Genomic DNA, 24728 nt, shown 5'->3' with positions numbered 1-24728 from the left:
GCCCCGCGTCGAAGTCACCCGCCCCGCGCAGGAACGCCCCGGACCGGGTGTGGCTGGTGCCGGGCCGATCCGGATCCGGGTCGAACAGCCGCTCCAGGTCCCAGCCCCGGTCGGCCGGGAAGTCCACGACCGCGTCCTGCCGGCCGACCAGCAGCTCCCACAGTTCCTCCGGTGAGGACACCCCGCCCGGGTAGCGGCACGCCATGCCCACGATGGCGATCGGCTCGTCGGCCACCTCCCGGGCTGCCACCCGGGGCGCCGCTTCGGGCTGAGGTGTGCCCGCGCCGGGCAGCTCGGAGTCGAGCCATCGGGCCAGGACACGTGGCGTCGGGTGGTCGAACACCAGCGTGGCCGGCAGTCGCAGCCCGGTCACCGCGCCGAGCCTGTTGCGCAGCTCCACGGACGTCAGCGAGTCGAACCCGAGGTCCTTGAACGGCAGGGAGACCTCGATCGAGTCGGGGTCGCCGTGGCCGAGCACGGCCCCGACCTGGCGGCGGATCAGGTCGACCAGGATCCGGTCGCGTTCGGGGCCGGTGAGTCCGGCGAGCTGCTGGTCCAGCCCGGAGACCGCCTGGCCGTCCGCCGCAGCGACGCCCCGGGTCGCGGTCACCAGGCCGGACAGCAGGCGGGGCAGCATGCCGGCCGCGGCTTGGGCCCGCAGCGCCGCGACATCCCACCGGGCCGGCACCACGATGTGCTCGTCGCTGCCGGCGCAGGCATCGAAGAGCGCCAGCGCCAACTCGGTCGGCAAGGCGACCAGTCCGGAGCGGCTGGTGTCGACGCCGGCGAGCTGACGGCCCATCCCGCCGGACTGTTCCCACAACCCCCACGCCAGGGACACCGCCGGCAGGCCGGAGGCCCGGCGGTGCTCGGCGAGCGCGTCCAGGAAAGCGTTGGCCGCTGCGTAATTGGCCTGCCCGGGGCTGCCGCGGAGCCCGGTGGCCGAGGAGAACATGATGAACGCGGACAGATCCCGGTCGCGGGTCAACTCGTGCAGGTTGCGAGCACCGTCCACTTTGGGACTCAGCACCGCGGCCAGCCGCTCGGGCGTCAGCGCCTGCAGCGTCGCGTCATCGAGAACGCCGGCGCAGTGCACGACCGCGGTCAGATCCCGGACGTCCACCAGCACCGCCGCCAACGCATCCCGGTCCGCCACATCACACGCCGCCACGGTCACCTCGGCGCCGGCCGCCGTCAGCGCGTCACGCAACTCGACCGCCCCGGCGGCGGCGAGACCCTGCCGGCCCACCAGCACCAACCGCCGCACGCCGTACGCCGTCACGAGATGGGTGGCCACCAACCCGCCGAGCGCCCCGGTGCCACCGGTCACCAGCACCACGCCATCCGCATTCAGCGACAGCCGTGGCGCCGCGGTCGCCCGTGCCAGCCGTGGCGCGAGCAGCACACCGTCCCGCACCGAGAGCTCCGGCTCCCCGGAAGCCAGTGCCGCGCCCAACGCCGAGGCGCCGACCTCCTCATCCACGTCGACCAGCACGAACCGGCCCGGATATTCCGACTGCGCCGACCGCACCAAGCCCCGCACCGCGGCGTGCGCCAGATCTGCGCCGGTGCGGGTCACGATCACGACCGGCGAGGCGGGGATGTCCGTCCGCGCCAGCTCGGCCTTGAGGTCGGCGAGCATCCGGGCGGTCGCCTCGGCCGGCGGCGGGCCGGTGGGGCAGCGGCGGACGTCGTCCGGCGCCGGCGCATCGTCCCGGGTGTTCACCGGCGTCCAGCGCACTCCGAAGAGCGCGTCGCGGACCGCGGCGTCACCGCCACCCAACTGGTCGCCGCCGATCGGCCGGGAGGTCAGCGACCGCACCTCGGCGACCGGCCCGCCGGCCGGGTCCCACATGGTCAGCGACAACGCTTCCCGGCCGGCCGGTGCCACGCGAACCCGCAGGGCCGTTGCGCCGGAGGCGAACAGCGACACGCCGGCCCAGGCGAACGGCAGCCGGACCTCGTCGGTGCCGTCGATCAATCGCAGGGCGTGCAGTGCGGCGTCCCAGAGCGCGGGGTGCAGGGCGAACCCGGCGGCCGCCTCGCGTAGCTCCGGCGCCAGGCTCACCTCGGCGAAGATCTCGTCGCCGCGTTGCCAGGCCGTGCGCAGCCCGCGGAACGCCGGCCCGTAGCGGTAGCCCGCGCCGTCGAGCCGGTCGTAGAGGTCACCGGTGTCCACGACAGTCGCCCCGGCCGGCGGCCAGGCGCCGGCCCACGCCTCGCCACCGCCGGCGGCCGGCGGCACCAGCACACCGCCGGCGTGCCGGGTCCATGCCGGTTCCCCGTCGCCCTGCGGGCACGAGTGCACCGACAGCGGCCGGCGGCCCGTGTCATCGGCCGCCTGAACGAGCACCTGTACGTTCACCGCGCCTCGCCTGGGCAGGACCAGCGGCGCTTCGAGCGTCAGCTCCTCCACTCCGGCGCAGCCCACCTCGTCGCCGGCCCGCACCGCCAGCTCGGCCAGGACCGCGCCGGGCAGCAGGACGGTGTCGAAGGCGCCGTGGTCGGCCAACCACGGCTGGGTGGCCAGCGACAGCCGTCCGGTCAGCAGTACGCTGTCGGCCTCGACGAGCTTCGCCGTGGCCCCCAGCAACGGGTGGCCGGGGACGGCGAGCCCGACCGCGGTCACGTCACCGGAAGCCTGCGGCGCCAACCAGAACCGCTCGTGCTGGAACGGGTACGCCGGCAGATCGGCGCTGTTGCCGGTGGGCAGGTGCCAGGACACCGGCACGCCAGCGGTGAACACCTGGCCCACGGAGGTGAGGAACCGGTCGAGACCACCGTCGTCCCGTCGCAGCGTGCCCACCGCAACGACCGGCACGCCGGCCTGCTCGGCGGTCTCCTCGATGCCGACGGTGAGGACCGGGTGGGTGCTCGACTCGACGAACAGCCGGTGCCCGGCGCCGAACGCGGCCTGCACAGCGGCCTGGAAGAGCACCGGCCGGCGGGCGTTGGCGAACCAGTACTCCGGGTCCAGTTCGGCGGTGTCCAGCAGGCCGCCGGTGACCGTGGAGTAGAACGGGACGTCGGTGCTGACCGGCCGCACCCAGCCGAGCAGGTCGAGGATCTCGTCGTGCAGGGGGTCGACCTGGCTGCCGTGCGAGGCCACCGTGGAACCGATGACCCTGGCCCGCACCCCGTCGGCCTGGCAGGCGGCGACCAGCTCCCGCAGGGCCTCCTCATCGCCGCAGACGGCGGTGGCCGAGGGTCCGTTGATCCCGGCCACGGCCAGACCGGGCCGGTCGGCGATCCGGTCGGCGACCGCGTCGGCGCCCAGGTTCACCGAGGCGACGGCGCCGTGGCCGACCAGCCGCCGGGCGAACAGCGCCGAGCGCAGCACGACGAGGCGCGCGGCGTCGTCGAGGCTGAAGGCTCCGGCGATGTGGGCCGCGGCGATCTCGCCCTGGGAGTGCCCGATGACCGCGGCGGGCCGCACCCCGTACGAGCGCCACAGCCCGGCCAGGGCGACCATCGAGGCGAACAGGACCGGTTGCAGCACCTCGATGCGCTGCAGGTCGTCGCCGGAGCGCAGGACGTCGGTCACCGACCAGGGCACGTACCGCTGCACGGCGTCGGCCACGACGGCGAGTTCGGCGGCGAACGCGGGGCTGCTGTCGAGCAGTTGCAGCGCCATGCCCCGCCACTGGGTGCCCTGCCCGGGGAAGACCAGTACCACCCGGTCGTCGCCGGCCATCGAGCCGACCGGTTCGCCCGCGGCGAGAGCTCGCATCCCGGCGACGGCCCCGGTCCGATCGGTTGCCACCAGCACAGCGCGATGGGGCAGAGCCGACCGCCCCGCCAAGGCACCGGCGAGAGCGTCGAGCGGCAGGTCGGTCCGGGTTTCGATGGTGTCGGCGACCCGATCCGCGTACGCGCGAAGGGCCTTTGGGGTCCGGGCGGCGATCGGCCAGGGCAGCGCAGCCGGCTCGGGTCCCGGCTCCGGCTCGTACGCCGTGGGGGCCTGCTCGATGATGAGGTGGGCGTTGGTGCCGCTGATGCCGAACGAGGACACGCCGGCCCGGCGCGGACGACCGATCCGCGGCCATGACTGTGCCGAGGTCAGCAGCGCGACGTGCCCCGCCGTCCAGTCCACCCGTGTCGAGGGACGATCGACGTGCAGGGTCGGTGGCAGCATCTCGTGCTGCAGCGCCAGCATCATCTTGATCACACCGGCGACACCGGCGGCGGCCTGGGTGTGCCCGATGTTCGACTTGACCGAGCCGAGCCAGAGCGGGCGGTCGCCGGGCCGGTCCTGGCCGTAGGTGGCTAGCAGGGCCTGCGCCTCGACCGGGTCGCCCAGCCTGGTGCCGGTGCCGTGCGCCTCCACCACGTCGACGTCGGCGGGGCCGAGCCCGGCGTCGGCCAGGGCCTGACGGATCACCCGCCGCTGGGCGGAGCCGCTGGGCGCGGACAGGCCGTTGCTCGCGCCGTCCTGGTTGGTGGCCGACCCGCGGATCAGCGCGAGCACGCGGTGCCCGTGCCGGCGGGCGTCCGACAGCCGCTCCAGCAGCAGCATCCCGACGCCCTCCGCCCAGCCGGCGCCGTCGGCGGTGTCCGCGAACGCCTTCGACCGCCCGTCCGGGGCGAGGGCCCGTTGCCGGCTCAGCTCCACGAACATGCCCGGGGTGGCCATCACCGTCGCCCCGCCGGCCACCGCCAGCGTGCATTCCCCGCGACGCAGCGAGTGGGCGGCAAGGTGGAGGGCGACCAGCGACGACGAGCAAGCGGTGTCCACGGTCACCGCGGGACCCTCGAGGCCGAGCGCGTACGACACCCGGCCGGAGGCGACGCTCGGCGTGCTGCCGGTGAGCAGGTGGCCTTCGAGGCCGCCGGAACCCTCGTGCAGGCGGGGCCCGTAGTCCTGAAAGGTGGTTCCGACGAAGACGCCGGTGGCGCTGCCACGCAGTGATGCGGGGTCGATGCCGGCCCGCTCGACCACCTCCCACGAGACCTCCAGCAGCAGCCGCTGCTGCGGGTCCATGGCCAGCGCCTCGCGGGGAGAGATCCCGAAGAACGCCGCGTCGAAGCCGGCCGCGTCGAGGAAGCCGCCGCGGCGGACGTAGCTGCGCCCGGCCCGGTCGGGGTCGGGGTCGTAAAGCCCGTCCAGGTCCCAGCCGCGGTCGGCCGGGAAGTCACCGGTGGCGTCGCCCTGGGCGACGAGCAACTGCCAAAGCTGTTCGGGCGAGCCGATGCCGCCGGGCAGGCGGCACGCCATGCCGACGATGGCGATCGGATCGTCCGCACCGGGCGTCGTCGTCGCGACCGGCGTGTCGTGGTCGCCGGCCGGCGAGGCGAGATGCCGGGCGAGTTCCAGTGGTGTCGGGTGTTCGTAGAGCAGGCTGCTGGGCAGCGACCGCCCGGTCGCGGCCGACAGCCGGTCGAGCAACTCCTGGCCGGTGAGCGAGTCGAAGCCGAGATCCTTGAAGGCGCGCCGCACCTCGATCCGCGCCGGCTCGTCGTAGTCGAGGACGTCCGCGACGTGGGAGCGCACGAGGTCGAGCGGGTCGGTGATCGCGTCACCGCCGGTGCCGGGCGCCGCGGGTGCGGTCGTGATGGGCTGGGCGGGTGCGGTCGTGATGGGCTGCGCCGTACCGTCGACCCAGTGGCGGCGGCGGTCGAATCCGTGTGTGGGCAGCCGGACCGAGCGCGGCGCGGTGCCGGTGAACAGGGCGTCCCAGTCGACGCCGACACCATGGGTGTGCGCCCGGGCCAGCGCGCTCATCATGGACCGCACCTCGGGGCGGCCGTCGCGCAGCGTCGGCACGAACGCGGTCGCCTCGGCCGGCAGGCAGGTGCGGGCCATGGCCGAGAGCGCCCCGTCGGCGCCCAGTTCCAGATAGGTACGCACGCCTGCCGCATGCAATGCGCGGGCGCCGTCGTGGAACCGCACCGCCTCGCGGACGTGGCGGACCCAGTAATCGGCGGTGATGGGCTCGGTGATCGCGCCGGTCAGGTTGGACACGATCGGCACGGTCGGCGCCGCGTAAGTCAGCCCCGCGGCCACCTCACCGAACGCGTCCAGCATGGGCTCCATGCGGTGCGAGTGGAAAGCGTGGCTGACCCGCAGCCGCCGGGTCCGCCGGCCCTGCGCCCGCCAGTACGCGGCTTCTTCGAGGACGGCCGGCTCGTCGCCGGAGAGCACGACCGCGGCCGGACCGTTCACGGCGGCCAGCGACACCCGATCGGCGAGCCCGGCCAACCGCTCGACGACCTCCGCCTCACTCGCCTCGACGGCCACCATCGCGCCGCCGGCCGGCAGCGACTGCATGAGCCGGCCGCGGGCGGCGACGAGCGCGGCGGCGTCGGGCAGCGTCAGCACGCCGGACACGTGAGCCGCGGCCAGCTCCCCGATCGAATGGCCGAGGAGGTAATCGGGGCGGATCCCCCACGACTCGACCAGCCGGTACAGGGCGACCTCGACGGCGAAGAGAGCCGGCTGCGCCCAGCCGGTGCTGTCCAGCAGCGTCGGGTCGGATCCCCAGAGGACGTCGCGTAACGGCCGTGGCAGGTGGCGGTCGAGCTCGGCGCAGGCGGCGTCAAAAGCGGCGGCGTACCCGTCGTACGCCGGGTAGAGCTCCTGGCCCAGACCCAGCCGCTGGCTGCCCTGGCCGGTGAACAGGAACGCGGTGCCGCCGTCCAGGACGCTGCCGCGGACGGTCCCGGCGGCCGGGCCGCCGGCGGCCAGGGAGTCCAGCCCGGCGGCCAGTTCCGCCCGGTCGGTGGCGAGGACCGCCGCACGGTACTCGAACGCGGAGCGGGTGGTGGCCAAGGCGTGCGCCAGGTCGGACAGGTGCGGCGTTTCGTTGTCCAGCCAGGCTCGCAGCCGGGCGGCCTGGGCCGGTACCGCCTCCGCGGTGCGGGCGGCGACGACGAACGGCAGCACCTGGGGCTTCGTTCCGGCGTCCGGGAAGGTCGCCCGGTGCTCGCCGGGCGACTCGGCGAGCACCAGGTGGCAGTTGGTGCCGCCCATCCCGAACGAGCTCACCCCGGCCAGCAGCGCTCGCTCGGGGTCGGGCCAAGGCCCGGTCTCCACCCGCACCCGCAGCCCGAGCGCGTCGAACGGGATGTCCGGGTGGGGGGTGGCGAAGTTCAGGCTCGCCGGCAGCCGGCGGTGGCGCAGGGACAGGGCGACCTTGACCAGCCCGGCGATGCCGGACGCGCCCTCCAGGTGGCCGATGTTGGTCTTCACCGACCCGACCTGCAACGGTGCGGCGCTTCCGGGGCGGCCCAGCACCGCACCCAGAGCGGCCGCCTCGACCGGGTCACCGCGCCGGGTCCCGGTGCCGTGCAGTTCGACGTACTGCACCGCCGGCGGGTCGACGCCGGCCTGCGCGTACGCCCGGCGCAGCACCTCCTCCTGCCCCGCCTGGCTCGGCGTGGTGAGGCTGTCGCCGGCGCCGTCGTTGTTGACCGCACCGCCGCGAATGACGCAGTAGACGGGGTCGCCGTCGGCGAGGGCCGCCGACAGCGGTTTCAGCACGACCACGGCGCCGCCTTCGCCGCGGACGTAGCCGTTGGCCCGAGCGTCGAAGGTGTAGCAGCGCCCGTCCGGCGACAGCGCGCCGAATTCCGCGACGACCAGCGAGGCGGACGGGACGATCATCAGGTTGACGCCGCCGGCGAGGGCGATCGCGGACTCCCCGCGCCGCAGGCTCTCGCAGGCCAGTTGCACCGCGACCAGGGACGATGCCTGGGCCGCGTCAACGGTGAGGCTCGGTCCGGTCAGGCCGAGCGCGTAGGAGATGCGGTTGGCGATGATGCCGCGGTTGATGCCGGTCGACGAGTGCTGGGTGATGCCGGCGCGTCCGTAGCTCTGCAACAGGCGTGCGTAGTCGTCGGCGATGGCGCCGAGGTAGACGCTCACCGGCCGGCCGTCGAGGGCCGACGGCACGATCGCCGCGTCCTCCAGGGCTTCCCAGGACAGCTCCAGCATCAGGCGTTGCTGCGGGTCCATGACCGCGGCCTCGCGCGGCGAGATCCCGAAGAAGGCGGAATCGAACTGGTCCACCTGGTCGAGGAAACCGCCGCGGGTGGTCTCCACCGGCAGGCCGCTGGTGTCCCAGCGGTCGGCGGGCACGTCGGTGACCGCGTCGCCGCCGCCGCACAGCAGCGACCACAGCGCGGCCGGGTCGGCCGCGCCCGGCAGGCGGCAGGCGAGCCCGACGATGGCAACCGGCTCCTCCGGCCCACCCCCGGCCGCACCATCGAGCCCCGAGCTTTCCGGTGTCACATGTGCCGACACGGCGCCCAAATCCTCACTCCAGTCGCCGACGCTGTAGGTGACACCAGCCGGCGAAAACCGCACCGGGCTGGCAAGTGGGCAGGATGCGCCACTGCGGAGCGCCCGGCCATCCCCCGCGAACAGCGCCGACCCGGGCTCCTTACTACGACCCTGTCGAGCGGCCCGGACGGTGCCAACCCCTAACCGGCGATCACGGGGCGAGGCCCTTCCCTAGGGGTACTGGGCATCGCCGATCCCGGTGACAATGGGTCCGGACCCGACGACCGGACGCACGGAGAAGGGGATGACCGGTGCCCGACGAAGCGACCGTCAAGGCCCTGGCGCTCGAGCACTGCCGGCGGATCAACGCCCGCGATCTCGACGGGTTGCTGCGGCTGTATTCGCCGGACGTCCGCTTCGAGGACCCGGTCGGCTCCGGTGTGCGGCAGGGTCACGAGGCGATGCGGGCGCACGCTACCGGTGCGATCGCCACGGGCGTGCGCGAGTTGCCGGGCGACCCGGTCGCGACGCTGGACGGCCGGCATGCGGCCGTGCCGGTGGTCGGCGTGCTGCCGTACATCCGTGGCAACCCGCTGACGACCGCCCTCGGCCTTCCGGAAGCCCCGGCCGGCGACCACGGGAAGGTGCTGCGCATCGACTACGTGATGGTGATCGCGGTCGGCGCGGACGGACTGATCGATGAGATGCAGTCGTACTGGGGAACGGACGAGATCACCGTCGCCGACCGCTTCGACGTACCGATGGAGGCGACGGATGCCCGCGGGTGAGCTGGTCGACGCGGCAACGCGCAAGCGGCTGGCGCTGGATTACTGCCGGTTGATGAACTCCGGGGACGTCGACGGCGTCCTCCAGCTGTTCGCCCCGGACGTGCGGTTCGAAGATCCGGTCGGCTGGACGCCCGTCCACGGGCGGGCCGCGTTGCGCACACACCTGGCCACGGCCATCGCCGCGCGGGTGCACGAGGTTCCGGGGGTGCCGGCAGCTGCGCAGGACGGCCGGCACGTCGCGCTGCCGGTCACGGCGACCCTGGACTACCTGCCGATGGGCGCCGGGCTCGCGGCCGCGGGCCTGATCGCGGCGCCGCGGCGTCCGGAGGCTGCCCGGCTGCGATTCCGCCTGGTCAGCGTCATGCGGGTCGGCCCCGAGCAGCTCCTGCAGCATGTCCGGGTGTTCTGGGGCAGGTCCGACATCACCGTGCTCGAGGACGCCGTGCCACCGCGCATGTCCGCCGCGGACCGCTAGGGAAGATGGGCCGGCGATACCCCCTGGCGTCCACCGGCCGCACCGTCAGGCGCTCGCTGCTTCGCCGGCCTCGTACAGCATCGCGCTGATGCTGCGGACATCCCGGAACGTCGTCGCGGTCACCTTGGACAGCGGGATCGCGGTGCCCAGTTCCTCCCGTACGTATCCGATCAGGGTGGCGGTGTTGAGCGAGTTGAGAATGCCCCATTCCAGCAGCGGCGTGGTCTCGGTCAGCTCCCCTTGCGGGTCGCCGGAGAGGAACCGCTCCCGGACGAAGGCGATGAGGTTCGCGGTGACCTGTTCCTGCGACAAGGGCTGTGTCACGGTGTTCTCTCCTCAGGGACTTGGCTGTTGGTGGTACCCACGAGGGCGCTGCGGTCGACCTTGCCGTTGGCCGTCCTGGGCAGCTCGGCCCGGAAATGCACCTCGTCGGGAATCATGTAGGGGGCGAGACGCCGGCTGCTGTGCGCCTTGAGCGCGATCACACCGGCCGTGCTGCCCGGCGCCGGCACCACGAAGGCGATCAGCCGCTGGTCGAGCCCCTCCCCGGCGGTGACGACCGCGACCTGGGCGACGTCCGGGTGGCTGCCGAGCACGGTCTCGACCTCGCCCAGCTCGACCCGGTAGCCACGGACCTTCACCATGTGGTCGTTGCGTCCGACATAGTCGAACGACCCGTCCGCGAGCACTCGCACCACGTCGCCGGTCGGGTAGGAGCCACGCTGCGGCGGCCGACCCCAGTAGCCGTGCATGACGGTGGGGCCGTCGACCATCAGCTCCCCCTCCTCGCCCGGTCCGGCCACCGCACCGTCGATGCGAGCCGCCCAGACCTTGTCTCCACAGGTGGCGCGCCCGATCGGCACCGGGCGGTCGCGTCGCAGGTCGCCCGGGACGACCTCATGGAACGTGCAGACGTTGGTCTCGGTCGGGCCGTAGAGGTTCAGCAGCCGGGCGCGGGTCCAGGCGGCCAGCTTCCGCACGTACGCGATGGGCATCGGCTCGCCGGCGAACAGCACCGCGCGCAGATGATCCGGCGCGGGGGTATTGAGCAGGCCGCCGTCGCGCATCATCAGGACCAGCGCGGACGGAACCGAGTACCAGACGGTGATCCGCTCGTCGTGCAGCAGAGCGACCAGCTCATGCGGCGCGTACGCGAGTTCGGCGGGAATCGGGCAGACCGTCGCGCCGACGGCGAACGCCGCATAGAGATCCAGCACCGACAGGTCGAAGGTGAACGACGCGTGGTTGGCGAACCGATCCGCCGGGGTGGCCGCCAGCTCGGCGACGGTCCAGTCGACGAAGGCGCGGGCGTTGCGGTGCGTGATGCACACGCCCTTGGGCGTGCCGGTCGAACCCGAGGTGTAGAGGACGTAGGCGAGGTCGTCGGGCGCGACCGGATGGTCTACCGGCTCCGGGGGATCGCCGGCGTCCAGCGGCTCGTCGAGATTCACCCGAGCGGTGCCAGGCCCGAGGTCGTCGGCCAGCCGGCCGAACAAGTCGCCGGCGGCACAGACCGCGCGGGCGGCGCAGTTTCGGGCCATCAGGGCCGTCCGGCCCGGTGGTGTGTTCGCGTTGGCCGGGACGTAGGCCGCACCGAGCCGCAGGACGGCCTGCATGGCCACGATGATCGCGGGCGTCTTGCCACCCCAGACGATGACCCGGTCGCCCGGGCCCACTCCGGCGGCGGCGAGCCGGTGCGCCAGCACGTCGGCCTGCCGGTCGAGCTCGCCGTACCGCAGCCGGCCGGCCGGTCCGTCCACGGCGAGCGCCTCCGGATCGCGCCGCGCGGCCGCGATGACCAGCTCGTGCAGGCTCATCGGTGCGCCCACGCCGGCACTTCCAGGATCCGGATCACCGTTGACTTGTAGGTGATGCCGGGCGAGAACCCGCAGAACAGCACGTTGTCACCCGGCTGTAGCTGACCGCTGGAGAGCAGATGGTGCAGCGAGACGAGATAGTCGCTGGCTCCCATGTGGCCGGTGCCGCTACCGAAGTCCCACGTCGACTGCTCCAGCGCGAAGCCCAGGGTCTTCAGGTACGCCGTGACGTCCGCGCGAGCGAGGTTGTGCGTCACCACCCTGGTGATGTCGGCGGCCGTCAGCTCCGCCTCGGCCAGTGACTGCTCCAGGCACTGCAGATTGCGCTGCTGGTGACCCAGCAGAATGCTCGACCCCAGGCCTTCGGCGATGACCTTCTGCTTGTACGCCTCGGCGCGCGCGCCGAAGTTCAGCTCCCGGCCCAGGGTCGCACTCGGCGGGAACAACTCCTCCCCCGCCCGATGCGCCTCCTCCATCATCGAGAAGGTGGCCGTGCAGCTCGACAGCACCTGGGCGAACCCGGCGCGCTTGCTGAGCACCATCGCGCTCGCCCCGTCGCCGAGCACGGTGAAGCCCGCGCCCTGGCTCCACCGGTCGATCAGCGGGCTGCCGAAGTTGTCGCTCGCGACCACCATCGCCGCGGTGTGCGCCTCGTCGGCGCGCAGCATGCCGACGGCCAGATCCAGGCCGATCAGCATGCCGTTGCATCCCTCCCGGATGCCGACCGTCAGTGGCCCGTCGCCGATCAGCTCCCGCTGCAGGTAGTGCTGCGGATCCCAGCCGTCCGGGCCCTGGTGCCAGACGCAGGCGTAGAACAGCGCGGCAAGATCACTGGTGGCCAGCCCGCTGTCCTTGAGGGCGTCCTCGGCGGCCCGCACGGCCATGTCCGGGGCCGGCAGATCACCGGCGACCGCCGCTCCGGTGAGCCCGCGCGTGGCCACCTCGCCGGCGGGGAACAGTCCCTGCTCGACCGCCGACTCGACGGGCATGACCTCGGGCCGGAAGACGCCGATCCCGTTCATATAGACATCGTTGACGCGCATGCGCACCCTCCGTCGTCTGCGGCCTCAGAGGCCGATCTCCCGAGCGATGACTTCCCGCTGGATGTCGTTGGTGCCGGAGAAGATCGCGCTGGGGACGGCATCGCGCAGCTGTCGCTCGATGCCGGTCTCCGACAGATAGCCGGCGCCGCCGAACACCTGCACCGCGTCCAGCCCGTTCGCCACCGCGGCCTCGGAGACCGCCACCTTGGACAGGGCGGCGGCCAGCGTGTGGTCCCGGCCCTCGTCCAGCAGCCAGCAGGCCCGATAGAGCAGCAGCCGGGCCGCTTCCAGCCGCTGTTTCATGGCCGCGATCCGGTGCGAGACCGCCTGGAACTCGCCCAGCCGCCGGCCGAACTGCCGCCGCCCGCCGGCATGCGCGACGCACCGGTCCAGTTGCTCGTCCATCAGTCCTACGTAGATGGCGAACAGGCAGGCCCGTTCCCAGCCCATGGAGTGCTGGAACACCGCGCCGCCCTGCCCCTCGGCGCCCACCAGGTGCGTCGCGGGAACCACGCACTGGTTGAACCGCACCCGCCCGGCCGGGCATCCACCCAGCCCCATCTTGACGAAGGCCGGGCCGACCTCGACACCCGCCAGCTCGCGGTCGACCAGGAAGGCACTGTTACCCAGGAACGACGCGGCCGGATCGGTGACCGCGTACGTGACGAAGACGTCGGCCATGGGCGCATTGCTGGCGAAGGACTTCTCGCCGTACAGGATGAAGTCGCCGTCCTTGCGTTGCGCGACCGTCCCGAGCCGCCCCACGTCCGAGCCCGCCTCGGGCTCGGTCATCGCGTTCGCAGCGATCACCGCGCCGCTCGCCATCCCGGCGAGCACCCGCTCGCGGACCTCGGCGGTGGCGAAGTCGCGGACCGGCACGGCACACGCCAGCAGGTGCGCGGCCACCCCGAACACCAGCCCGGTGTCGGGGCATCCCCGCCCGAACGCTTCCAGGCACAGCGCTGTGTCCAGGGCGCCCAGGCCACCACCGCCGTATTCGGCCGGCAGGCACAGCCCGGTCAGGCCGATCTCCGCGGCGGTCTGCCACCGCTCCCGGGTGAAGTGCTGCTCCGGTGCGGCGGGCGACTGCCCCAGCCGCTCCCTGGTCGCGGCGAGCACGTCGTCGTAACGCCCCCGCTGGGCGGCGGTGAGGTCGAAATTCATCCGGCAATGCCTTTCGGGATCGCGGCACGCCCGTGAGTGGCGGGATCGCAGCCAGGTTATGTAGCCGACGGCCGAGCGTCAGCCCCTAGCCCCGGCCTCGGCCGATAGGGGTATTCCCGGGACCGGCCTGCGGTTAGCGTGCAGGCTCAGCAGCCTCTGGAAGGAGTGTGTGGCGTGCCTCAAGCACAGACCGCGGCAGACGTCTGGATCCGGCTTTACCACGCTTCGCCGACGGCGTCGGTCCGCCTGGTGTGCTTCCCGCATGCCGGCGGGTCGGCCAGCTACTACTTCCCGTTGTCCGCCGGCCTGGGCCCGACGGTCGAGGCCCTCGCGGTGCAGTACCCCGGGCGCCAGGACCGGCGCGGTGAGCCCTGCGCACAGACCGTCGGCGAGCTGGCCGACGGCATCGCGGCGGCGTTGCGGCCGCATGTGGGACAGCCGCTGGCGTTCTTCGGCCACAGCATGGGTGCCGTGCTCGCCTTCGAGGTGACGCGCCGTCTGGAGCAGCAGGCGGAGTCCCCGGTGCAGATCCTGTTCGTCTCCGGCCGCCGGGCGCCCTCGGCCGTCCGGCACGAGACGGTCCACCAGGGCGGCGACAAGGAACTGCTCGCCGAGCTGCGCCGGCTCAACGGCACCGACGATCGGCTGATCGACGACGAGGAACTCCTGCAGATGATCCTCCCGGCGCTGCGCGCCGACTACCGAGCGATCGAGACGTACGAGCCGGACGACGGCGCCTCCGTGCGCACCCCGATCGTGGCGCTGACCGGTGACGCCGACCCACGCACGACCGTCGAGGAGACCGACGGCTGGCGTCGGCACACCACCGGCCAGTTCGCCCTGCATGTCTTCCCGGGCGGCCACTTCTACCTCGACGCCGAGCGCTCCAACGTCACCGCGACGGTGCTCTCCCACCTGAACGCGCGCTGACCCACCGCCCTCCGCCGCTTACGTTCGCCGCGTCACCGGCGTGGCGTGCGCGACGTCGCTCAGGCGGCGGGCGTGTCATCCGGCCTGCTGCGGCTGCCTCGACGCAGGCAGTGAGTCTCATCTATATAACTACTTCGATTTCCGGCTGGCGGGGTCAGGGCGCCTCCACATACTGAGTTGGTCACTTGTCCAACCCAGCCGTGGCTCGAGGCGGAAGGTACCGATGATTCGCCGGATTCCGCCCGGGCAACGCCGGGACGAACTTGTCGCTGCCGCCATCCGGGTGATCGCTCGCAGCGGTGTCGCCAAGGCGACCACACGGGCGGTCGTTGCTGAGGCCGATATGCCGCTCGGCGCCTTTCACTACATCTTCGGCAGCCACGACGAACTCATGCGCGCCGTAATCGAGACGGTGACGGACGACGAACGGTTGGTGGCCGAGGCCGCCTCGATCGACGCGACCTCCGTCGAGGCGGCGATCCTCAGCGGCCTGAACGCGTACATCGATCTTCTGGTTGCCGAGCCGGAGCGGGAACTCGCCCTGCTGGAACTCGGGCTGTTCGCCCGGCGCCAGAGCGCGGACGGTCTGATGCGCAGCCAGTGGCAGACCTACTTCGAGACCGCCGCGGGGCTGCTGCAGTACGCGGCCGTCCTCACCGGGACCCGGTGGGCGTCTCCGCTCGACGAACTCGCGCGCACCCTGATCGCCGTCGTCGACGGCATCACCATCGGCTGGCTCGCCGACCACGACACCGCCGCCGCCCGGCGCACCGCGGCCTTCGTCGCCGTGGCCTTCGCCGCCCACGCCCGGCCCGCCTCATCCCCCACCTGGAGCTGAACCATGCGAATCCGAACCCAGGGCGCTGCGGCGCTCGCCATAACCACCCTCCTCGCCCTCGTCATCGCACCGCTCAGCGCCGGCGCGGCCGGCACCGAGACGTCCGCGGTCGATCTCGACGGCGGGTGTTACCAGCTGCGCGTGACCACGACCGGTACGACCGCCGGCTCCGCCAACTACATCCAGAAGGCGAGCGTCGGTTACGGGACCCGCGGCACGAGCGACACCGCCGAGCCGATCTCGTTCGAGGCCACCCAGCTCGGCCGCTACCGCCTGTACGACACCACCGGCGGCATCCTCTATCTGAGCACCCTCTCGTACGTGTGGGCCGGCACGTCCTACGGCGATCGCGCCGACTGGACGATCGCGCTGGGCCCGGCCGGATACCGGATGCGGTCGACGCTCACCGGCCAGCTGATCGGCAGCGTCTCCGGGCAGCTCACCACCTCCGACGCCTCGTTCACGCTGGTCCCCGCGGCCGGCTGCTACCAGCCGTACGAGGCGGGTACCGGGTTGGTGAGCGCGGCGACCGCGCCCGCCGTGAACAACGACGGCACGCTCAACGGCTTCATCGACGCCCACGCACACCCGGTCGCCAAGGCGGGCTTCGGCGGCGAGTTGATGTGTGGCGATCCGTTCGCCGAGGGCGGCATCCAGGTGGCGCTGGCCGGCTGCCCCTCGCACGCGGCCGGGGCCGGGGCCCTGTTCGAGGCGGTCATCGGCGGCACGGATCTGTTCGGCGGGGACGACGGTTGGCCGACCTTCACCGACTGGCCGACCACCACGAGCATGCTGCACGAGCAGTCCTACTACGTCGGCATTCAGCGAGCCTGGCAGAGCGGGTTGCGAGTGTTCAACACCCTGCTGGTCGCCAACCGGGTCATCTGCGAGCTGTATCCGACCCGGGTCACCAGCTGCGACGAGATGGAGCAGATCCGGGCTCAGGCAGCCCTGCTGTACGAGATGCAGGACTACATCGACGCGCAGAACGGCGGCCCCGGCAAGGGCTGGTTCCGGATCGCGACCACCCCGGAGCAGGTCCGCACGATCGCCGCGCAGGGCAAACTCGCCGTGACCATCGGCGTGGAGAACTCCGAGCTGTTCGGTTGCCGGGAGATCAACGGCGTGGCGCAGTGCGACGAGGCCGACATCGACACCGGTCTCGACGAGCTCCAGGCGATCGGCGTGAGCGGCATCTACCCGGTGCACAAGTTCGACAACGCGTTCGGCGGCACCCGCTTCGACTCGGGCACGACCGGCGCGGCCGTCAACGTCGGCAACCTTCTCAGCACCGGGCACTGGTGGACGGCGACCAGCTGCGACGGCCCGTCCGACAACGAGCAGCCGATCACCAGCGATGCCATCGCCGCGCTGCTCACCTCGGTCACCGGGCTGCCGCCGGGCACGGTGGTGCCGGTCTATCCGACCGGCAAGATCTGCAACACCCGTGGCCTCACCACCCTCGGCGCGTACCTGATCAACCGGATGATGGACCGCGGCATGATCATCCACATCGACCACATGGGGGTCAAGACCGCCGGGGCCGTGCTCGACATGGCCGAGAAGGCCGGCTACAACGGCCTGGCCGCGGTACACAGCTGGTCGGACCGATCGATGACGGCCCGGGTCGCCAAGGACGGTGGTTTCGTCGCCGGCTACGCCTACTCGGCGTCGGACGCCGGCAACGACCTGCCTGACTTCCTCTCCGAATGGCGTGCCAACCGCGCGGCCGCCGACCCGAGCGTGCTGACTACGTACGGCCTCGGGTCGGACGTCAACGGCTTGGCCGAACAGCCGGGCGCCCGGCTCGATGCGGGGACCAAGCCGCTCGCATACCCGTTCACGGCGCCGAACGGCGCGGTGTTCGGCAAACAGGTATTCGGTCAGCGCACCTGGGATCTGAACACCGACGGGGTCGCCCAGTACGGCCTCTACGCCGACTGGATCACGGACGTGCTCCGGTACGCCGGCTCCGACGGCGCCGAACTCAAGCGTGAGTTCATGAGCGGAGCCGAGGCGTACGTGCGGATGTGGGAGAAATCGATCGCCTGGCAACGCTGAACGCATCGTTACCGTGAACCGGGAATGCGGTGTTGTCGTTGGCCCAGGCCGCGACGGCGCGGTCGGCGGCGCGCTGGTCACGGACGGCTTGGACGTGGTCGTCGCGAGTGGCGCCCGAATGTGGCGTGGGGCCGACGGTGCCGCGCAGGTAACGGCGTTCGGCGGCTTGACGGCTGGCCACCCCGAGCACGGGCGCGAGGGCTTGCCAGGAGACCCCGGCCGTGCGGGCGGCCGCGATCAGGACCGGCTCGAGGCCGGCCGGCTCGGTCTGCGCCCACCGCAACAGAACCAGCGTTTCGAGCAGTGCGGCGGTGCTCACCGCAGGCACCGCGGCGCTGGGGTGCCGTACGGCGTGCGCGGTGGCGGCGAGCGCCGTGACGACCGCGGCCAGGTCCCGGCCCGCCGGCGGCGGGTTCGCGCCGGAGGCGGCGTCGTCGTCAGGCATGTCTCGCCCTTTCGTCTCCCGCATCCGTCATCCTTCCGATGACGAAGTGCTTGTCATCGTGGCGATGACGTGTTAGAAAGACGGTATCGCGCATTGACTGCCAGAACGAGACCGCAGGAGGTGGGAATATGTTGATGCGCAGCGAGCCCTTCACCGAGGTCAACCGGCTCACCCAGCAGCTTTTCGGGGTTCCTGCGACCGGGACCTGGTCACGTCCGACGGCGATGCCGGCCGACGCGTTCCGCAACGGCGAGGAGTTCGTGATCGCGTTCGACCTGCCGGGGGTCGACGCCGACGCGATCGACATCGACGTGGAACGCGACGTGCTGACCGTGCGGGCCGAACGCCGCCCGATCAACCTGGGCGAGCAAGCCACCACGCAGCTCAACGAGCGCCCTCTCGGAGTGTTCTCCCGGCAACTGTTCCTCGGCGACGCCCTGGACACCGAGCACATCGACGCCGCCTACGACAACGGTGTGCTGATACTGCGCATCCCGATCGCGGAGAGCGCCAAGCCCCGCAAGATCGCCGTGACCGGCGCGCAGCAGTCCGAGCAGAAGGTGATTACCGGCTGACCTGGGCGGTTCGCCCAGGCCGGCAGCAAGAATGGATGCGGCACGTGGTGATCGGCATGACCAGCAACCTTGTGGCACGCGCGGGCACAGCCTTGTCCCCGGAATGGGACCACGGCTTCGACGAAGCGTTCGCCGAACTCATCAGCAACGACCCCGACCTGGTCCGCGCCGAGTTCGAGGCGCTCATCGCCGCCGGCTTCAACCAGCCGCCCACGCCCCGACGCCACCCGCCCCATCCGCAGCCCCGCCGGCACCCGAAGATCCATAACCGGCGGCCCGCACCCCGACCCCACACCCTCCTCCACCGCCCGCCCTCCCGGGACCGGTTCACCACACCGGCCCCGGGAGGGCGGCACAACGACAAGCCCACTTTCGTGGCCCACCGCATGCGTCCGCCAGCCGGGCAGCACCGCAGCACGAGCGGCCGCCGTGCTCGGGGGAGGCATGCTCCAGTCGGGAGGTTCGGCGGGGTGCAGCGCCGGGTCGTCGACCGCGAAGGTGAGCACGGGGCCGGGTGGTGTGCTTGGGCCTTCGAAGCGGACGGTCACCCGCCCTTGGCCGCTGCCCCAGACCCAGCCCGCACCGTGCTGGCTGATCTGCCCGGCCGCTACCTCAGCCGGCAACTGGCCATGGTCCTCCCCCACTACCGGCACCCTCTGTCGTAAGGGGCTACCGGCCCTGCTCAACGTCCTTGGCGAACGCGCGCAACGTTGCCGTGAAACCCAGCCGGCCCGCGGCCGACAGCAGAGGGCCGGCGAAGCGCATGATCCGGCGCGGGGACACCGTCACGTCCTCGTCCCACACCACCCGGCTTCGGGAACCTGGCAACGGCTGCACCGAGAACCAGGCCCGGCCGTGCACCACACGACCTGATTTGGCCACCTCGCACCGCCCCGGCTCATCGGCGGAACCGTCACCGGTCGGCCGCTGCCACAGCGTCACCGTCATCGGGTCGTCGAAGGCCAGCGGGCCTACCCCCGTACGCGCCACGAACTTGGCACCGACACCGTCCGGGCGTGGCGTCACGGTACGCACCACGGTCAGCGGCGCCCACCGGCCATGCCGCGGCCAGTCGACCAGAGCAGCCCAGACAACGCCAGCCGGTGCGCCGACCTCTTGCACGACCGTGAAACGCGCCATCGTCGACTCCCTTTGCCGGCTAGCCTGCAGACGATCATCTCGCACCAACCCCACGAGAACACTCATCCTCTCCTCAGGGCGCGGCAAAGCCACTGGAATCCGTCCGACTGGTGCGGCCGGATTGTGGCGACGAGCCGCAGCCATGGCAGTCGGCCGACGTGGGCCGGGCGGGCGTCTCTCCCCCGGCCCACGGTCGGTCAGAAGCGGCGGAACGCCGTGATGAAGGAATTGGTCGGGGTTCCGATGCCGGTCACGTCGTCGAAGCCGGGGGTCACGGTGAGGCCCAGGTTCGCGCCGAGCGTGGTCAGGCACGGTTCCGCGTCGGCGTCACCGGTGCAGTACTTGATGCCCGCCGTGATCGGCGGGTCGTGCGGATTCACCGGGAGGATGTCGTGTACAGCGCGGGTGCCGGCCAGTCGATACAGGGCGGGGTTGACGAAGCCGAGAGCATGGCCGGTGGCCTGCTTCGCGTCCGCCTCGAGCGCGGCCAGCAACGGCGACGACCCACTCGTGCCACCGCCCACCGGCCGCTCGGCGTAGACCGGCGGACCGGGAGCGGGGTCGGTGTCGGACGGGCCGGGATCGCCCGGCTCGACCGGCGCAGGCTCACCCGGCGCGGTGTAGCCGACCAGCCAGAACGCCCCGGCATCGGCGGACACGTCCGGCACCACCCGGCGCGCCGGGACCGTGCCGCCCGCAGTAGCCAGCGTTTCCGGAACCACGCCGCGCTGATAGGCCGGCTGGGCGATCTTCGTGCTGAGCCCGCCGCCGGAACCCATCAGGAACGTGCCCGGCGGGGTCACCGCGTACCCGGAATCGGTGATCGCCGTGACCGTGTCACCCCAGCCCCATTCGCCCAGTACCTTGCCGCCGGCCCCGATCGCCAGGCTCGTGCCACCGACACCGGTAGCCCACGGGTCGGAGGTAGGGAACGGCACCTTGGCCTTACCAAGGCTGTCGTCGCTGCCGTCGCCGTAGTCGCCGGAAGCGAAGTTCATCCCGATCCCCTCGATCGCGCCCTGCTGCAGGATCAGCTCCCAGGCGGTGATCATGGCGGGTGAGGTGTCCGACTCGATGCCCGGCCACGAGTTGCTGACCACGTCGGCCAGGTGGTCGTCAACCACGCGGGTGTGCGCGTCGAGGAAGTCGTACTCGCCGTAGGCACAACCGGCGCTCACGAACACGACCTCGGCGTCCGGCGCGATCATGTGCACGGTCTCCACGTCCAGCGCCTCCTCCGGGTTGTCACCGTCAGGCCACTCCGAGCAGTCAAAATCGGGCGGAAGGTTCTCGGTGTACTGACCCGGTTTGAACCCGGCGACCCCGTGCGCCGCGAAGAACCTGTTCGCGTCGGCCTCCATGGTGGGCGAGCGTCCGTCCAGCACGATCGCCACACTCGCGCCCTTTCCCGTGTACGGGCTGCCCTGCACGCCATAGGCCTGGCGCATCTGGGTGGGCGTGTACCCGCAAATCTCCGTGGGTGCGGCGGTCCGGCCGTACGCCATGGGAATGCTCACCCGGTGTTCGCCCCAGTAGTGCGAACACGGGTACGTGTCGTCTCCAACGGCCGCGGTCCGGGCCGACTGCGCCGGCGGGACCTCCAGCGCCTGCCGGCTGCCGGTCGACCGGCTGTCCGACCTCGGTGCCGACGCACCCCAGGCGAAGGCGGTCAGGCCGTTGACGGCGGCGACGGCCCGGCCGATGCCGGCCGGCACCGACACGTCACCGACCGGCACGATCTGCCAGTAGGACTCCTTGCCTGTCCCCATGTGGTAGGCCCGGAACTCGGTGCCGAACGCGGTCGCCGCCTGCCCCACCGTGGCATCCACCGCCAGGTAGTGCTCGGTGCTGACGGTGACGGTCATGCCCTGGCCGGTGAGCCAGTCCCGCACCTGAGCGGCCTGCTCCTGGGTGGCTCCGAAGCGGAGCCGGTACTGCGCCGGGGTCAGGAAGTCGGCATAGAGGGGACTGTCCGGATCGGAGACGGCCAACGCGGTGCGGACGCGCCCGGCGCCGTCCCGGCCGGCGAGGAACACGCGCATGTGCAGCTCGGTGCTCGGATCGGCCGTCATGGACTCGCCGGTCGGCGGTTCGCTCACCGGGGAGGGCAGGATGACGCGCCCCTCGGTTGGCGTACCGGCAAACGCGACACCTGCCGATCCCATCAGGGCGGTGGCCGCGAGGCTGACGAGCAGTCCGCGCCACAGCTGTTTCGAAGTCATGCTCCTATGACGCCTGCCGTTGGTCATCTGTGGCCCGGCCGTGACGATCAGCCGATCGCGATACGGATGCCCGGGGACTCGGAGACATCGCGTCGCCACCGGGTATGCGCAGGGCGGTGGTCAGCTACCTGCGGGTCGTGGTGCAAGCACGCAGTTGGATTTTCCGGACTCGGCTGTCCCGTTGACCGCGGTGACGCAGAGATAGGTGATGCCGTTGGTGGTGCCCCGGATGATGTTCTCGTCGGCCGTGGCTTGGCTACCGTTGTTGACATTGCGAACCCACACCCGGTACCCGGCTGCCACGCTCGAACCGCTCCAGCTCAGTTGGACCGTGGTGGGGTCGGTCGAGACGACGCTCAAGTTGCTCGGTGCGGGTGGAGTCCCGGCACCGATGGTGACTGGACGGGCGCCACCGGGCAGTCCCCCGCCTGCGGCGTTCCAGGTCGCCACCCACACGTCGTAGCGGTGGCCGGGGATCAGCCCGTCAAAGTGCACCGATCTGCTCTTCACCGCGGTGCCGCCGATGAACGCGCCGGGGGTGTCCCGGTCCCAGACGATGAGCTCGTATCGATCGATCGTGTCGGTGTAGGCGCCGGTCGCGGCACCCCAGGAGACATCGACATCCGACTTGAGATTGTCACCGTTGTTGGTACGGACCTGGTATTCCCACACCTGGCCGTTACTGGTCCAGGTGGTGTATTTGCCATTCGTCCCCACGTGGGATTCGGTCCAGGTGGACTGGCCCTGCAGCCGTGACCGGACGTCGTAGCCGAGTGCCCCGAACACTGGAATCCAGGTCACCTTGATGCCACCGGGAACGGTCTCGGCATTGATCGGGTACGCAGCGGGGGTCGGTCGTGCCGGGATCTGGGCGGGGACAGCGGGCACGGAGGCGCCGAGGCCGTAGCTGTCGTGCAGGGTCCGCTCGAAGGCCTGCGCGATCTGGTACTCGCCGAGGGCGTTGGGGTGCAGGCCGTCGTAACCGGCCGGGCAGCCGCCCGTCTCGCAACTGTAGTTGCCGCGCCAGTCGACAAGTGCCACCGGCGATCGGGCGGTGCTCCAGGTCGGGATCGCCCTGGCCAGCATGCCGTTGTAAGCGTCGGTGTTGACCGGCAAGTCGTCGCGCCCCCCGATGAAGGTACGCTGAGGAACGTTGGCCAGCGCGAATTTGACCGCCGGGTTGGCCGCACGGGCCTCGTCGACAAGGGTCTTCATGCTGGCGAGCGTGCCGTCCGGGCCGCTGACGAACCAGCCCATGTCGTTGAATCCGAGGCCGACCAGCAGCATGTCGGGTTGGTAGGGGCGACCGAGGCGACCTGACTGACGACATTGCCGTTGCCATCTGCCATCGTGGTTCCACCACACCCGGCGACCGGGTAGCTCGGCGGCCCGTCGTCAGCTCGTCGCTGCCGCAGCTCGCGATGTGGTCGTGCGGTGCAGAGCCGTTCGGACCGCGTCGAGCAGCGGAGCAGGTCCGCCGCAGTAGAGCCGGGAGCCGTCCCGGATGATCCCTCAGCCGGCGGCGAGCGAGAGCCTGCGACGCGCCTGTTTCGCGGCGTACATAGCCGCGTCCGCGGCCCGCATCAACGCCGACACGTCGTATCCGGTCGCTTCGGCGGTGCCGATGCCGATACTGCCCCCACCCCTCACCTGCACGACGCCGTCGACCAGCTGCAGCCGGGAAGGTGTATCGAGCGCGCGTTGGATATTCGGTGCGACGTACGCTTCGGCGTGGTCCGCGGTGCAGCCCTCCAGGAGAACGACGAACTCGTCCCCGCCGAGCCGAGCCGTCGTTGCCGCCGCGCCGACCGACCCGGACAAACGTTGCGCCGTCTGAACCAGCAATTGGTCGCCCGCGTCGTGCCCGTACCGATCGTTGATCTGTTTGAAGCCGTCGAGATCGATGAAGAACACCGCGAGGTCGGTCGAGTGTTGCCGGCACCGCGCCACCGCGGCCGACAACCGATCCATGAACAGCCACCGGTTCGGCAGGCTGGTCAGCACGTCCGTCTCGGCCTGCGCGCGGATCCGGGCGAACAGCGTGGCCCGCTCCAACACGAGCGCACCGACATCGGCAAGGTGTTCCAGAAAGGACCTTTGCTCGACGGTATCGGCGTGAGCGCCGATCAGGAGCAGCCGCCCCAGGCTCGACCCGTCAATGCCGAGATCGAAGAGCATCGTGTCGGGGAGCTCGACTGGCTCGTCCGCCTCGAGGACCGACGGGCAGTCGTCGATGGTGCCGGCGCGGGCGGCCAGGACGTCGCCTTCCGGACCGGTCAGGTAGATGGCGGCCCCCTCCACCGGCCCGGCGGCGACGAGCATCTCGGCGATGTCGCGTACCGCCTGATCGACGTCGACAACGACGGCGAGCGCAGCCGTGGCGTTGTGCAGTTGCTGCAGGCGGCGCAATTGCTCCTGCGATCTTACGTACAGACGGGCGTTGTCGACGGCAAGAGCGATGCGGCTGCCGACCGAGGCCAATTCCTGTACCTCAGCCGATTCGAACGGAGTATCGCCGCGCCGCAATAGCAGCAAATACCCCAGGTGCTCTTCGCGGGCAGTCAAGAGACTCCATGCGACGTGCCGGGGGCGGCTGGCGAGCAGCCACGGTGGCAGGACGAAATCAGCTATCGGCCCGGCTTTGACCGGGGCCGCAGCCGACAACTGTCCGGTCGGCGCCAGATGGGTTAGAGCGCCGGCCGGAAGGTCGCGGGCCGCGAAGCCCCATTGCGCCGCAGTGAGAACGCCGTCGCGGGCCGGGGTGAAGACGGCGACGATGTCGGCGCCGAACTGCTCGGCCACCTCGCACACCGCGCGTTCGAGGATGTCGGTGACGTCGGTACGCTGACCGAGTGCACTGACCAACTGAGCCAGGCGGGTCGCCCGGGCGAGTGCTCGGGTCGAGGCGGCTCGGGAGGCGGCCAACTCGCTGCGCAGCCGGCTGACCTCCTCGGTCAAGCGTTCTACCTCACTGTCGGGCACCGTCCGCATTTCTGCACCTATCATCGC

Annotated in this window: 16 protein-coding genes; 6 read left to right on the top strand and 10 right to left on the bottom strand. The window is 71.5% G+C overall.

What is annotated here, in order from left to right:
- Positions 1-8242: type I polyketide synthase (locus Adu01nite_RS45495; protein ID WP_203735637.1), on the bottom strand; the 8242-nt coding region annotated here is incomplete at its 3' end.
- Between the two features lie 290 nt (positions 8243-8532).
- On the opposite strand from Adu01nite_RS45495, the gene Adu01nite_RS45490 reads away from it, so the two are divergent.
- Positions 8533-9009, top strand: coding sequence for a nuclear transport factor 2 family protein (locus Adu01nite_RS45490; protein WP_203735636.1), 477 nt, complete (start codon positions 8533-8535; stop codon positions 9007-9009).
- Entirely contained in the window at positions 8996-9484 is a 489-nt protein-coding gene (locus Adu01nite_RS45485; protein WP_203735635.1) for a nuclear transport factor 2 family protein, read from the top strand. Before Adu01nite_RS45490 ends, Adu01nite_RS45485 begins: the two co-directional genes overlap by 14 nt.
- A 45-nt stretch (positions 9485-9529) precedes the next feature.
- On the opposite strand, the gene Adu01nite_RS45480 is transcribed toward Adu01nite_RS45485, so the two are convergent.
- From Adu01nite_RS45480 to Adu01nite_RS45465, 4 genes are read right to left on the bottom strand one after another with little or no spacing between them, the layout of a single operon-like run.
- Positions 9530-9808 carry an acyl carrier protein gene (locus Adu01nite_RS45480; protein WP_203735634.1) on the bottom strand — a complete coding sequence of 93 codons (279 nt, stop codon included), beginning with the start codon at positions 9806-9808 and terminating at the stop codon, positions 9530-9532.
- On the bottom strand, positions 9805-11313 hold the full coding sequence (locus Adu01nite_RS45475) for an amino acid adenylation domain-containing protein (protein ID WP_203735633.1): 1509 nt from the start codon (positions 11311-11313) through the stop codon (positions 9805-9807). Before Adu01nite_RS45475 ends, Adu01nite_RS45480 begins: the two co-directional genes overlap by 4 nt.
- A complete protein-coding gene (locus Adu01nite_RS45470) occupies positions 11298-12344 on the bottom strand; it encodes a ketoacyl-ACP synthase III family protein (protein ID WP_203735632.1) in 1047 nt (348 codons plus the stop codon). The genes Adu01nite_RS45475 and Adu01nite_RS45470 overlap by 16 nt, the downstream gene beginning before the upstream one ends.
- A 24-nt stretch (positions 12345-12368) precedes the next feature.
- Complete coding sequence (locus Adu01nite_RS45465) at positions 12369-13508, bottom strand: acyl-CoA dehydrogenase family protein (protein ID WP_203735631.1); 1140 nt, start codon at positions 13506-13508, stop codon at positions 12369-12371.
- A 174-nt stretch (positions 13509-13682) separates the two neighbouring features.
- Here Adu01nite_RS45465 and Adu01nite_RS45460 point away from each other — a divergent pair, with 174 nt between their 5' ends.
- The 3 genes from Adu01nite_RS45460 (at position 13683) to Adu01nite_RS45450 (ending at position 17337) form a co-directional block, all read left to right on the top strand.
- Positions 13683-14438: a thioesterase II family protein gene (locus Adu01nite_RS45460; RefSeq protein WP_203735630.1), complete on the top strand. Its 756-nt coding sequence runs from the start codon at positions 13683-13685 to the stop codon at positions 14436-14438.
- Between the two features lie 223 nt (positions 14439-14661).
- The gene (locus Adu01nite_RS45455; RefSeq protein ID WP_203735629.1) at positions 14662-15276 is read left to right on the top strand and encodes a TetR/AcrR family transcriptional regulator; all 615 of its coding nucleotides are present in this window, start codon (positions 14662-14664) and stop codon (positions 15274-15276) included.
- A gap of 3 nt (positions 15277-15279) precedes the next feature.
- The gene (locus Adu01nite_RS45450; RefSeq protein WP_203735628.1) at positions 15280-17337 is read left to right on the top strand and encodes a hypothetical protein; all 2058 of its coding nucleotides are present in this window, start codon (positions 15280-15282) and stop codon (positions 17335-17337) included.
- Here Adu01nite_RS45450 and Adu01nite_RS45445 read toward each other — a convergent pair.
- Positions 17276-17782, bottom strand: coding sequence for a hypothetical protein (locus Adu01nite_RS45445; protein ID WP_203735627.1), 507 nt, complete (start codon positions 17780-17782; stop codon positions 17276-17278). The genes Adu01nite_RS45450 and Adu01nite_RS45445 overlap by 62 nt on opposite strands.
- A 128-nt stretch (positions 17783-17910) precedes the next feature.
- Between Adu01nite_RS45445 and Adu01nite_RS45440 the strand changes: the two genes are divergently transcribed.
- Positions 17911-18357 carry an Hsp20/alpha crystallin family protein gene (locus tag Adu01nite_RS45440; RefSeq protein WP_203735626.1) on the top strand — a complete coding sequence of 149 codons (447 nt, stop codon included), beginning with the start codon at positions 17911-17913 and terminating at the stop codon, positions 18355-18357.
- A gap of 669 nt (positions 18358-19026) precedes the next feature.
- On the opposite strand, the gene Adu01nite_RS45435 is transcribed toward Adu01nite_RS45440, so the two are convergent.
- The 4 genes from Adu01nite_RS45435 to Adu01nite_RS45420 form a co-directional block, all read right to left on the bottom strand.
- Positions 19027-19497, bottom strand: coding sequence for an SRPBCC family protein (locus tag Adu01nite_RS45435; RefSeq protein ID WP_203735625.1), 471 nt, complete (start codon positions 19495-19497; stop codon positions 19027-19029).
- A 197-nt stretch (positions 19498-19694) separates the two neighbouring features.
- On the bottom strand, positions 19695-21719 hold the full coding sequence (locus Adu01nite_RS45430; RefSeq protein WP_203735624.1) for a S53 family peptidase: 2025 nt from the start codon (positions 21717-21719) through the stop codon (positions 19695-19697).
- Between the two features lie 120 nt (positions 21720-21839).
- A complete protein-coding gene (locus Adu01nite_RS45425) occupies positions 21840-23084 on the bottom strand; it encodes a fibronectin type III domain-containing protein (RefSeq protein WP_203735623.1) in 1245 nt (414 codons plus the stop codon).
- A gap of 147 nt (positions 23085-23231) precedes the next feature.
- The gene (locus tag Adu01nite_RS45420) at positions 23232-24677 is read right to left on the bottom strand and encodes a GGDEF domain-containing protein (RefSeq protein ID WP_203735622.1); all 1446 of its coding nucleotides are present in this window, start codon (positions 24675-24677) and stop codon (positions 23232-23234) included.
- Positions 24678-24728 lie beyond the last annotated feature (51 nt).

Origin of the sequence: Paractinoplanes durhamensis, from assembly GCF_016862175.1 — a bacterium.
Classification (GTDB): Bacteria; Actinomycetota; Actinomycetes; order Mycobacteriales; family Micromonosporaceae; genus Actinoplanes; species Actinoplanes durhamensis.
The sequence above is the reverse complement of the archived record's forward strand: the minus strand, read 5'-3'. Positions and strand labels throughout refer to the sequence as shown.

Bases quoted from the DNA above. Each gene is read 5' to 3' on its own strand.
- Adu01nite_RS45485 (WP_203735635.1), top strand. From the start codon at position 8,996: ATGCCCGCGGGTGAGCTGGTCGACGCGGCAACGCGCAAGCGGCTGGCG.
- Adu01nite_RS45470 (WP_203735632.1), bottom strand. From the start codon at position 12,344: ATGCGCGTCAACGATGTCTATATGAACGGGATCGGCGTCTTCCGGCCC.
- Adu01nite_RS45465 (WP_203735631.1), bottom strand. From the start codon at position 13,508: ATGAATTTCGACCTCACCGCCGCCCAGCGGGGGCGTTACGACGACGTG.
- Adu01nite_RS45455 (WP_203735629.1), top strand. From the start codon at position 14,662: ATGATTCGCCGGATTCCGCCCGGGCAACGCCGGGACGAACTTGTCGCT.
- Adu01nite_RS45450 (WP_203735628.1), top strand. From the start codon at position 15,280: ATGCGAATCCGAACCCAGGGCGCTGCGGCGCTCGCCATAACCACCCTC.
- Adu01nite_RS45445 (WP_203735627.1), bottom strand. From the start codon at position 17,782: ATGCCTGACGACGACGCCGCCTCCGGCGCGAACCCGCCGCCGGCGGGC.
- Adu01nite_RS45440 (WP_203735626.1), top strand. From the start codon at position 17,911: ATGTTGATGCGCAGCGAGCCCTTCACCGAGGTCAACCGGCTCACCCAG.
- Adu01nite_RS45435 (WP_203735625.1), bottom strand. From the start codon at position 19,497: ATGGCGCGTTTCACGGTCGTGCAAGAGGTCGGCGCACCGGCTGGCGTT.
- Adu01nite_RS45430 (WP_203735624.1), bottom strand. From the start codon at position 21,719: ATGACTTCGAAACAGCTGTGGCGCGGACTGCTCGTCAGCCTCGCGGCC.